Below are 11,730 nucleotides of genomic sequence, written 5' to 3' on the forward strand. Positions count from 1 at the left end.
CTATGTTATCATGACCCCTCAGAAGAAGCAATAGAGGACAATCACCGAAAGAATTGAGCAAAAATTAAACAAGCAAAGAGGAGCCTGTCATTTTTTTATCGAATACTATTGAAAAGTAAGTTTACTGGAGGATTGAAGATGAAAAAAGACCTTCTAGTACCTTTTGACGGTTCAAAAAATGCAACGGAAGCACTTCAACTGGCAATTACATGGGCCAAAATGCTGCAAGAAAAAATTGTTTTATTAAATGTTCAGCATAGTTTCCGTACAGTTCATACTAAAATGTTTTTCAATGATCACGCGATCCACGAATATCAGGAACAATTATTCCACGAAGCAGTGGCGCCAGCCAAAAAGCTTCTGGAAGAATCGGGCGTAGAATTTGAGATTAAATTAAGAATCGGTGATGCCAAAGAACAAATTTGTCTTGAAGCAACACTGGATCAGCCTTATCAACCGGGTCAGTGTCTGACCACAGGAGTCCGTATGATTATTATGGGTTCCCGCGGTATGAATCCCGTTCTTGGCGGGTTGTTAGGAAGCGTCAGCTACAGCGTTGTCAATGCCGCTCCCTGCATGGTAACGATTGTGCCGTATTCTTGTGATTAAAGTCTAAAAGAAGCGATAAAAAGAAGCATTTCTTTGCCTATGCGAAGATTTGCTTCTTTTAGCTATTTACTCTTTGGCTTCTGAAGTCTGGCTGCGCTTCCGGTAATACATAAATCCTCCATAAAGTACAGCGGCCAGTGCAATCCACAGTATAATACGGGTTGTATGATTTGCAGCAAACAATAAATCCCGCCCTAAGTATACCTCGGCAATGATGGAAGGTATTTTACCTAAAGCCGTTGCTGCAATATAATCGCGAAAAGAGATCTTTCCTGCCGCCGCAGCCACATTAATCAGCCCCGAAGGAGAAAAAGGAAGCAGTCTGGCAACAAAGACAGTCCAGAATCCGCGTTTAGCCGTAAACTCATACGCCTTCTGCCATCCGGGCCGACGTTCCACTACCCGGGAGGCTCCCTTTTCGAGCAGCGGTCTCGCCAATACAAAAGCTACGACTGCACCTAGCACCTCCGATACCCACGATAAGGCTACGCCAGGCCAAAAGCCAAAGATAAGTCCATTGGCTCCAGAAAATACAACTGTCGGCAAACCAGACACATTAATAATAGTCCCTAATAAAATACTTACAGCAATTGACCAATTGCCATAGCTTTTGATATGCAGTGATAGCTGGCTTATATCGCTGCTTGCCGCAAGCTCAATTAACTTATCAAAAAAACCAGGTTCAACAAAATAAGCAACGGCAGCCAAGGCTATCACAGCAAGAATAGCTATTATACTTCGCATAGTAAGCTCCCTTCAACAATTAGGTAAGGATGTGAGAATAGTGGATGAAAAACTGGCACAATCTACTCAGAGTCTGCTAGAATTACTGGAAAGTGCTGACAAGGAAGATATCGATGTTCTCATCCGATATAATTATGGCGAGTACCGAGATACTACCATACAAGAGCTTATAAAGACAATGTTGGATAATGGCAGCCACGATATTGGACGCCGTCTATGGGGACAGGCACACTATCTGGAAATTGTCCGTGATGTGGCCAATCGTTTTCATGTTAAGTGGCAGGAGAACGACAGTGAACAAATTTTAGAAAGCCGGCTGCTGGCAGAAATTTTTCAACAGTCCTGGGACAAAATGTCCTCTAAAGACAAAGCAGCTCTCTATGATGCCTTGGGGCAATCTGCAGCTGACGGCGAACGCTTGAGTAAGGCACTAATCGACGGAACGTTCTATGATCTCCTGCCGGCCACCGGTTATCTGGTTATCTGGAATGTTGCCCGCCTCGTTGCAGCAGCCGCTGCACGAGAAGCAGGTATAATCACATTGGAGAGCCTTATGGGAAGTTTTGTGGCCGAGCTGCTGGGGCCAATCGGCGTTGTAGCCGGAGTAGTTATACTTTTGACAAGCCTGGCCGGCCCTGCCTACCGTAAGACCATTCCCACCGTTATTCAAGTCGCGTACATTCGTCAGAAGAGTCATTTGCAAACAAAAGGCGATATATCTTCTCTTTAATTCGACGCGTATCTTCTATTTTCCTCGCTAACTTCAGTTGATAAGACAAAGAGACCTGCTTGCATATAGGTGCTTGCGGGTCTCTTTCTTACTAAGCTGACACGAATACCCTTTAAAAAAAGATACCCACAACTCATAAATGAGTCATGGGCATTACTATCCACTTAAACGATAACTACTCCTGTTTCCTTATTAAACAGATGTGCCTTCTCCATATCAAAATGAAGTTGAACTGCCTCACCCACTGCAGGCTTATAGTCAGGCGCCGCTTTAATGATTGCCGAATCTGCGCCAATTTTTACGTTAACCAGCGTTTCCGATCCTAATACTTCCACTAAGTCAACAATGGCAGATGCCTGGTCTTTTTCCAAGCTGCTCGGACACATATTTTCCGGTCTCACGCCTAAGGTCACTTCCTGTCCATCATATGCAGCAATCTTTTCAGACCATTGAGCCGGAGCAATAACGTCTACAGATTCACTAATAAAATGAAATCCATCCTGCTGTTTTTGCAGCTTGCAGGCAATAAAATTCATTGGAGGCGTGCCAATGAAACTGGCTACAAACTGATTCGCAGGTTGGTCATACAAGGTTTGTGGATCAGCAACCTGCTGAATGACACCATCTTTCATGACGATAATGCGGTCAGCCATGGTCATTGCCTCTACCTGATCATGGGTAACATAAATAGTAGTAATCCCTAGTCTAGCCTGTAGTTTAGCTATTTCAGCCCGCATTTGCACGCGAAGCTTTGCATCTAAATTTGATAACGGTTCATCCATGAGAAATACTTCTGGCTCGCGGACAATCGACCGTCCAAGTGCAACACGCTGCCGTTGGCCACCAGACAACTCCCTGGGCTTACGCTGTAAATAGCTGGTAATTCCCAAGATCTCTGCTGCCTCTTTTACTTTACGGTCAATTTCATCGTTAGGTAAATTGCGCAGTTTCAGCGCAAAGGCAATGTTGTCATACACATTCATATGCGGATAGAGCGCATAATTCTGAAACACCATGGCAATATTGCGGTCCCGAGGAGGCTTGTCACTCACCAGCTTTTCCCCAATATAAATATTGCCTCCCGTTTGCTTTTCCAGTCCGGCAATCATTCGCAAAGATGTCGATTTGCCACATCCTGAAGGTCCAACAATAACGACAAATTCTTTGTCGTTTATTTCTACGTTAAAATCATTAACGGCAATGACATCTCCGAATTTCTTTTCTATGTGTTCACACACAACACGTCCCATTACTTCAAACCCCACTTTTCATAAATTACCAGTAGTACCTTGTCAGTTCTAAATCAGTATTCACCGGATTAGGGCTGACAAGGTACTACCCCTTTACAGCTCCCATAGTCAAGCCTTTGATAACATACCGTTGGAATACCATCGTTAAAATAATAGCTGGTGCAATAATAACAATTGTCGCGGCCATAACCGGACCCCAGCTAACATCTGCATACGACACAAAATTATATACCGCAATCGGTAATGTCTTCGTTTCCTCAGCACTAAGCACTAAGGAGAACATAAAATTATTCCAGGAGAAAAGGAAGGATAAAGTTGAAGCCGTAATGATTCCAGGTCCTGACAAAGGCAGAACAATTTTGAAAAACGCCCCTTGCAACGTGCAGCCATCAACTTGTGCCGCTTCTTCCAGTTCATGAGGCAGCCCATCAAAATAATTGACCATAATCCAAACGATTAAAGGCAGCCCAACAAGCATATGGCTGGCAATCAGCGTTGCAAAAGAATCGATCATGCGTAATTTTGAAAACAGAATATACCAGGGAATCAAATACGAAATACCCGGCATGAGTCGCGCTATCAGAATAAAAATTCCCAGCCCATTTTGTTTGTACCGGGAAATAGTATAAGCTGCCGGCAAACCAATCACCAGGGATAATACGGTTGATCCGACTGCTATAATCGAGCTGTTTAATAAAAACCGCCCAAAATCCTGCTCGACAAACACTCTGGCATAGTTTTCCAGCGTAGGAGTAAATACCCATACTGGAGGCATCGCCACAATTTGTGCTTGAGTCTTAAAAGAGGCTGATAATATCCATAAAAACGGGAACAAGAACGGAATAAGTACCAGAACTACTAAACCGCCCCAGAGGATCTTGCTTAATAACGATTCGTTTTTCATCTTACACCACCTCAGCTAATCCGATAAAATTACTGTTCTGTCTTCTTCCGCGTCCATAGTACCAGCAAGTTGAAACCGAGAACCAGAGCCAAAAGGGCCACAAGAACTGAAGATGCAGCACCAAAGCGGAAATAGCCGAAGGCCAGGTTATATCCGTAAATATTTAGCGTCTCAGAGGCAAAGCCTGGTCCGCCAGCCGTCATAGTATAAATAATGTCAAAAGTTTTAAAGGCATCAATACTACGCAAAATAACAGCAATCAGGATTGTTGGCAGCAACAGCGGCAGTGTCACATAACGGAGTACCTGCCATCGGGTAGCTCCATCTACTTCTGCAGCTTCAAAGGGATCTGTCGGCAAGGCAGCCAAGCCGGCAAGAACAATCAATGTTACCATCGGGGTCCATTCCCATATATCAACAATTGCCAGTGCCGGAATTACGCTATCTTTTGAAGCAAGCCAGCTGGATGCAGGTAAGCCTAACAGCTTAAGAGCATAATTACCTAACCCGATTGTCGGTTCATAAAATAACGTCCAGGCCAAGCCGATCGCAACAGGTGTTGCTACCATCGGCAGCAATAGAATTGTCTTAGCAATATTTTGACCTTTAAAGTCCCGGTTAAGTATTAACGCAATTGCAACTCCCAGGACAGTTTCAACACCAACCGCTAAAATAGTAAAATAGCCAGTTAACCATACCGAATTATAAAAACGCTCATCTTTGAACAAAGCTATATAGTTGCTTAACCCAACAAAATTCGCTTCTCCGCCAGAGGCCATAGACCAATCGGTCAAGCTTACCCAAAGCGTGTACAATACAGGAAATCCCATCATTGATACAACAAAGACAACAGCCGGTAGCGGGAAAATCCAATGTATATTGCGCTCTATATAATGATTCACGCTTAACTTCCTCCTACAAGCACACTTGTCCTAAAATTTGCAGTCCTGCTTAAGTACTAGTGATTAAGATGGTGCGGCTAGCAAGAAGCCGCACCATCCCTATTCTCTTCAAAAAAACTATTTACCTTCACCGGACTTCTGCAGCAATTCGTTTACTTTCGCATTTGCTTCAGTAGCCAGGCTTTGGATATCGGCAGTACCGCCGGATTCAATTGATTTTACAATTACGTCTCCAATAGCATCGCGTGCTTCAACAACAGCTGTCATGAGCGGACGATCATAAGGAGTTGCCGTTGCAGCTGTTTTCTTGGCAATATCAGCAAGACCAGGCTGCAGCTTAGCTGTGATTTCAGAATCACTCCAGATGGAATTACGTGCAGTTGTGTTGCCTGCCAATTGAGCTTTTTTCATTGTTTCTTTGCTGGACAGCCATTTTACAAATTCCCAGGCAGCATCTTTATTCTTGGATTGCGCCGATACAGATACGGCCCATGGAACTACGTTAAAGGGCTTAAAGCCAGAGGGTCCGGCAGGAAATGGTGCCAGTCCGACTTTATCAGCTATTTTGGATTTTTGCGGATCAAGAAGTCCGGGTAATAAAGTACTCGCGTCAGTCCACATAGCAACCTTACCGCTCGCCATCAAAGCTTGTGCTTGCGGCCAGCTCATATTGGTTACGCCGGGAGGTCCGTACTCTTTTAAAATTCTGCCGTAAAATTGAATAGCTTTTACAGCTTCAGGTGTATCAATAACCGATTTTCCATCTTTCAGGAAGTCTCCACCAAATTCAAACAGGTAGCTGGAGAACTGTGTTACAGCAGCACCGCGCTGGCCTCGTGAAACGATACCATAGATATCTTTTTCCGGGTTATGCAGTTTTTTGGCTGCTGCTTCTAACTCTTCTAAAGTGGTAGGTGGCTTTAAGCCTGCCTGTTCAAACAAGTCTTTGCGGTAAAACAGCATCTGCCATTCACTTACAATTGGCACTGCATATGTAGTACCATTTAAGGTTGTTGCTTCAACAGCAGATTTTTGGAAATCTGCCCAATCCCAGGCTGCAGGCGTTTTGTTTGCATCACTGAGGTACGGATTCAATGGCTCATACCATTTATTTTTGGAGAACAACCGGCCTTCTTGCAGAGGCCGTGTCATAAATACGTCGATGGTGGAAGAGCCGGAAGTCATTTCAACTGTCAGTTTTTGAGTCAGTTGGTCCTCAAAATAGCTTTCCATGTTTACTTTAATGCCGGTTTGTTTTTCGAATTCAGGAATTAGAGCCTTAATCGCTTCGGGGTAAGGATGGTTAGTTGCGACAAAACGAATTGTTTTGCCAGCAAATTTTTGTCCGTCCTGCTGTGCTTCCTGTTTTTTACCTCCACAGCCGGTAAATAGCAGGGTTAGCGACAGCAGCATAATAAATAATGGCCACCGTTTCATTTGGAAATCCCTCCTGTTGTCTTTGTTGGCAATTTTACTGCATGTCCCTCCACAAACGCAGAGAACATGCAATTTCAGAATATAATATTCTGTATTTTTTCCAACCTACCTGCTTAATGTGAAAATTAATTTCTAAAATCGTAATATTTTTTATTTAATCTTTCACATTCTTTGTTTGCTTCAGTGCACCGGGACCATCTTGCGCTACCTCAACTTCGGCCTCGCCAAATGTCTTCATGTCATTAATGACATGCAAAGCTGCATTAACCAGCGACATTCCCAAGGCGGCTCCTGTTCCTTCTCCCAGCCGCATATCCAAATGCAGGTGGGCAGCAACTCCAATCATATCCAGTGCAACTTTATGAGCAGGCTCAGTGGAAATATGTGATCCTATGAGATAGTCTTTGACATTTGGTGCAATTTTAACCGCAATAAGTGCTGCTGCCGTCGTAATCAATCCATCTACTATAACTGCGGCCCCGCCTGAAGCAGCGGCCAGGATAACGCCAACCAATCCGGCAATTTCCAACCCGCCAACTTTGCTCAAAACTGCAATGGGATCATTACTGTCAGGCTGATTAACGGCTAAAGCGGTTTCAATCACCTGAATTTTTTTGTTAAAAATTTCATTGGAAATTCCCGTACCTCGACCGCATAGCTCAGCAACAGGCAAACTGCTATAGCAGGCGATAATTGCTGTGGCGGCAGTAGTATTGGCGATTCCCATTTCTCCCAGTCCTAAAACGCGCGAACCTTTCGCAATTTCCTGGCGGGCTATCTTGATCCCCACTTCAATTGCCTTGCGTGCCTGTTCCAGAGTCATCGCCGGGCCAACGGCAATATTCCCTGTCCCCAAGGCGATCTTTTCATGATGCAGCTCAAGTACAGGCGGCAGCTCATTCGCCACACCGATATCAACTAGCGCAAGCTGGGCGCCAACATGCTCTGCAAATATTGTTACAGCAGCCCCACCGTCTATATAATTTTTTACCATCTGCACTGTTACCTGCTGCGGATAAGCACTTACCCCTTCTACTGCTACTCCGTGATCAGCCGCCATCAAAATGATACTCTTCTTGATATTTTGCGGCCGGGGAAGACCGGTAATGCCTGCCATTTGAAGAGCCAAGTGTTCAAAAGAATGTAAACTATTTAAAGGTTTTGTTAAGTTATCCAGCCTCAGCTGGCACTTTTCCATGGCTATTCGATCTAACGGCTGTATTAAAGAGATGCTTTCTTCAATCATCTTCTATCCTCCTGCGAATATTTCCCACCCTATAATTGTCTGGAGACCCCTGCATTTTCAAAAGTCTTCATATTATTGACCATTTTGACTGAAATCGTCAGCATATCCACTACTACCGAGGCCCCAATTGCCTCTCCCAAGCGGACACCCATGTCCACACACGCCTCAAGATTCAAAAAGCGCAATGCCAGAATATGAGCAGGCTCACCGGATAAATGAGAGGCAAACATATAATCTTTACAGATAGGATGAATCGCATTGGCGATCAGTGCAGCGGCAGTAGTATTCAACCCATCAATAATAACTGCACATTTATTAGCCGCTGCGCCCAGCACAACTCCAGCTAATGCGCCAATTTCAAAGCCGCCTACTTTAGCCAGTACATCAATACCATCCTGCCTGTCTGGCTTATTAACTTCTAATCCACGGCGCACAGCATTGATTTTTACGATCATTCGTTGATCGGATATTCCTGTTCCCCGCCCGGTAACTTGCTCCGGAGTGAATCCAGTGAAAGCAGATACGATAGCGGCGCTGGCAGTCGTATTGCCGATTCCCATTTCGCCTAAGCTGAAACTATTGTACCCCAGCTTTACCCGGTCATTAACAATTTCAATTCCTGTTTCAATCGCCTGTATCGCCTGCTCACGTGTCATGGCCGGCCCTTGTGTAAAATCCTCGGTCCCATATGCTATTTTACGCTGCAAAAGGCCGGGAACATGGGATAAGTCACCCGCGACTCCCATATCTGCAACCACCATATCAGCACCGCAATAATTAGCAAATGCATTGGCACTGGCCCCTTTGGCGACAAGATAGTTCGCAGTCATCCCCAGTGTTGTCTCTATCGGATAGGCACTAATGCCCTGTCTGGCAACGCCATGATCGGCACAAGTAATTACCATACAAGTACGTGGCAGTTCGGGGTGCACCTGTCCGACAATACCTGCATATTGTTTAACCATGCTTTCCAAGCGTCCAAGGCTGCCTTGCGGTTTAATCAGGCTGTCCAGACGGCTTTGCACCTTCTCCATCGTCACTGCATCAGGCAGCACAATTTTCTGTAGCGTTTCTTGCAATAAACTCATAACTGACCTCCATTATCCTGAATTACTGAATTTGCAAATTTGGGAAAAAATAAAAGGCCTCTTTGGTAACTCCAAAAAAGCCTTCTTTTCCATGAAGGATGTTAGCACGGTATCAAGGCAGGTCTCCTGGCTCCCGAATCATCGACGATTTGCGCCTTCCCCTTTTACGAGTGGCATTGCAAGATCTCACCGGTACAGTGGTGGGCCCGCGCCTATGCAAGATGTTGTTATCCCGCTCAGACTTCCCTATTCTCCCCCAACAAACGTTGGCGGCACCTCAACCGCTTTTATCCAATTGATGTCATTATAGCAGGACATATTCCTGCCGTCAACGCACATCTGCTTGTCCTGCCATCTTATCCGATGCAGCAACTCCTTTACGAAAATCGGCTATGTACGAACAGTAGGCTATGCTAAATAACCTCGCACACATATAGCAAGACTAGCGCTCTGGCCTGATTCATCAGACTGGAAAACTAGACGGGCATATTTAGCTATGCTATTAGGAATAAGCGGCTTTGTTTCTCCTGGCCTTATGGAGTTCAGTTCGCCTTCGGTAATCCAGTTTATCCCGTCAGGACTGATTTGCAGTGCGATTAAGGCACCGCTTTTCCCTGTATTAATAACAAAGTAAGTGTACATGTATTGCAATACATTCAAAGTACACGCTGTTTGGACCACACTACCTGTGCTCACCCTGCAATCGAACTCAAGTGTGGGATTGCAATTCTGAGCAGGACTGTAGTCAATAAATGATATATGTAAAGCTGGCCAGCAAAGGGAATTACAGCAATTTCTGCTGCAAAATCCGCTAATGCCAGATTGCTTGCTATAACTGTTGTCAGCTGGTTTCAAAAGAATTCCTAAGTTTGCTGCTGTACCACTATGCCATTCTTGAACTAACGGAGTAATGTCAAAATCAATAAATTTATTATTGCCTTGAATAACTGACAGGCAAACAGGAACAGGATCAATGATAAGGTCCTGTAAGCGAACCCTATTTTCCTTCCACGGAGAAAGTATCCGATGGACAGCAATCGCTTTCTTCCGATTAGGAAAAAGATTTTCATATAAATAAAGTGTAAGCGTCCCATTGACGATTGCCTGCATCAAAGGCAGCGAAGCAGTATCAAAAGCAAGTAATGATTGAAAAACTTCCCTTTCCTTGCCAACAAGCAATGTATACTTGTCACAAAGCTGCCGCCCCTGTTTGCTGGTGGTTGCTGTAGCGGCGCGAATAGGCGGCTTAACCGTCTTCACCCCCATCCAACGATTCCCTCCTTACTTATGTATTTTGTCTCCAACAAAAGGTTGGAGACAAAATGCCTTACAGATTCTATTATGAGGTTTGACCCTGGAAGAATATCGTGAGATCAACTGAACTAGCTGCATTGACAGCAGAATAATATACCCGGGCATATTTTAAGAATACTGATGCTACTAGACAATCTGCACTTCCCGGGCTCAAAGTAACCACAGAGCTGTTATCGAACCAGTTTATCGCATCTGGACTTACCTGCAGCTTAGCCGCAGCCTGAGCATTAGGTTCTGATGTTGACTGATTAACCAAACCAAACGAATACTGGGCTACACCAAGTACGACATATGGATTAGATGGTGAGCCGGCTATATCCACAATACCAGTCTTCGCTTCGGTTACATCAGTTGTAGCCAATGCAGAAACTACAGACAGACCTGCACTGGTAATCAGCAAGCCACCAGTAGGCGGTGTTACACTTAATCCTGCTGCAGGAGCAGTTACAACCAGACCGTTTGCAGGTCCTGTTACACTCAAGCCCGATGCAGGCGCGGTAACGATCAGTCCATTCGCAGGACCGGTTACACTTAAGCCTGATGCAGGGGCAGTTACCAGCAAGCCATTAGCAGGCGCTGTTATGGCAAAGCCGTCGACAGGCGGTGTTACGCTTAATCCCGACGCGGGAGCAGTTACAATTAAGCCATTCACTGGTCCTGTGACACTTAAGCCTGACGCGGGAGCGGTAACGATCAGTCCATTCGCAGGACCGGTTACACTTAAGCCCGATTCAGGGGCAGTTACCAGCAAGCCATTAGCAGGCGCTGTTATGGCAAAGCCGTCGACAGGCGGTGTTACGCTTAATCCCGACGCGGGGGCAGTTACAATTAAACCGTTTACTGGTCCTGTGACACTTAAGCCCGATGCAGGGGCGGTGACGATCAGTCCATTTGCAGGACCGGTTACACTTAAGCCCGATTCAGGGGCAGTCACCAGTAAGCCATTAGCAGGTGCCGTTATGGCAAAGCCGTCAACAGGCGGTGTTACGCTTAATCCCGATGCGGGGGCAGTTACAATTAAGCCATTTACTGGTCCTGTGACACTTAATCCCGATGCAGGGGCGGTAACAATCAGTCCGTTCACCGGGCCAGTTATACTCAGGCCCGACGCGGGAGCGGTGACAATCAAACCATTCAATGGTCCTGTCACACTTAAGCCCGACGCAGGGGCGGTAACAATCAGTCCATTAATAGGCCCAGTCACGCTAAGACCGGTGTCAGCAACAGTGACCAGCAGACCGGAAACAGGGGGTGTAATTGCTAAATTACCGGCTCCATCTGTATTGATTGCTATATTTTGAGAACCAAAGATTTTTACTCGCGCCTGATCTGCTACGTCCTGGATAATTTTAAAGTTAGGCATAGATCAAACAGTCTCCCTTCCTCCAAACGATACAGTAGAATTTCTACCGTCTTTATAGATTATGTTTTTGCTTATTTATGGTGACTGTCTGGAAGGAAGTTTTTATGTCAATGCCATTTTCCTTGAACAACGAAAATACCCTG

Annotated in this window: 11 protein-coding genes and 1 riboswitch; of the genes, 2 read left to right on the top strand and 9 right to left on the bottom strand. The window is 45.2% G+C overall.

The annotated features are described in order from the left end of the window. Positions 1 to 138: 138 nt before the first annotated feature. The gene (locus RTR76_RS08630) at positions 139 to 609 is read left to right on the top strand and encodes a universal stress protein (protein WP_312519268.1); all 471 of its coding nucleotides are present in this window, start codon (positions 139 to 141) and stop codon (positions 607 to 609) included. A 66-nt stretch (positions 610 to 675) separates the two neighbouring features. Here the strand turns inward: RTR76_RS08630 and RTR76_RS08635 are convergent, their stop codons facing one another. Then, positions 676 to 1,353, bottom strand: coding sequence for a TVP38/TMEM64 family protein (locus RTR76_RS08635; protein WP_312519273.1), 678 nt, complete (start codon positions 1,351 to 1,353; stop codon positions 676 to 678). A gap of 40 nt (positions 1,354 to 1,393) precedes the next feature. Here RTR76_RS08635 and RTR76_RS08640 point away from each other — a divergent pair, with 40 nt between their 5' ends. After that, a complete protein-coding gene (locus RTR76_RS08640) occupies positions 1,394 to 2,083 on the top strand; it encodes a hypothetical protein (protein ID WP_312519275.1) in 690 nt (229 codons plus the stop codon). Between the two features lie 164 nt (positions 2,084 to 2,247). Here the strand turns inward: RTR76_RS08640 and RTR76_RS08645 are convergent, their stop codons facing one another. The 8 genes from RTR76_RS08645 to RTR76_RS08680 form a co-directional block, all read right to left on the bottom strand. Continuing rightward, entirely contained in the window at positions 2,248 to 3,333 is a 1,086-nt protein-coding gene (locus RTR76_RS08645; RefSeq protein ID WP_312519278.1) for a sn-glycerol-3-phosphate ABC transporter ATP-binding protein UgpC, read from the bottom strand. A gap of 85 nt (positions 3,334 to 3,418) precedes the next feature. Beyond that, entirely contained in the window at positions 3,419 to 4,237 is an 819-nt protein-coding gene (locus tag RTR76_RS08650) for a carbohydrate ABC transporter permease (protein ID WP_312519281.1), read from the bottom strand. Positions 4,238 to 4,266: 29 nt separating this feature from the next. Then, entirely contained in the window at positions 4,267 to 5,139 is an 873-nt protein-coding gene (locus tag RTR76_RS08655; protein WP_312519284.1) for a sugar ABC transporter permease, read from the bottom strand. 117 nt (positions 5,140 to 5,256) lie between these two features. Then, positions 5,257 to 6,576, bottom strand: coding sequence for an extracellular solute-binding protein (locus RTR76_RS08660; protein ID WP_312519286.1), 1,320 nt, complete (start codon positions 6,574 to 6,576; stop codon positions 5,257 to 5,259). Between the two features lie 154 nt (positions 6,577 to 6,730). After that, positions 6,731 to 7,822, bottom strand: a complete 1,092-nt coding sequence (cobT, locus tag RTR76_RS08665; RefSeq protein ID WP_312519289.1) for a nicotinate-nucleotide--dimethylbenzimidazole phosphoribosyltransferase — start codon at positions 7,820 to 7,822, stop codon at positions 6,731 to 6,733. A gap of 29 nt (positions 7,823 to 7,851) precedes the next feature. Continuing rightward, positions 7,852 to 8,910, bottom strand: coding sequence for a nicotinate-nucleotide--dimethylbenzimidazole phosphoribosyltransferase (gene cobT, locus RTR76_RS08670; protein ID WP_312519292.1), 1,059 nt, complete (start codon positions 8,908 to 8,910; stop codon positions 7,852 to 7,854). Positions 8,911 to 9,008: 98 nt separating this feature from the next. Then, positions 9,009 to 9,205, bottom strand: a riboswitch (cobalamin riboswitch). A gap of 113 nt (positions 9,206 to 9,318) precedes the next feature. Continuing rightward, positions 9,319 to 10,176, bottom strand: a complete 858-nt coding sequence (locus tag RTR76_RS08675) for a DUF6385 domain-containing protein (RefSeq protein ID WP_312519296.1) — start codon at positions 10,174 to 10,176, stop codon at positions 9,319 to 9,321. A 73-nt stretch (positions 10,177 to 10,249) separates the two neighbouring features. After that, a complete protein-coding gene (locus tag RTR76_RS08680) occupies positions 10,250 to 11,587 on the bottom strand; it encodes a DUF6385 domain-containing protein (RefSeq protein ID WP_312519299.1) in 1,338 nt (445 codons plus the stop codon). Between the last annotated feature and the right edge of the window lie 143 nt (positions 11,588 to 11,730).

This window comes from Anaerospora sp., from assembly GCF_032013335.1.
In the GTDB taxonomy this organism is placed as follows: domain Bacteria; phylum Bacillota; class Negativicutes; order Sporomusales; family DSM-15969; genus Anaerospora.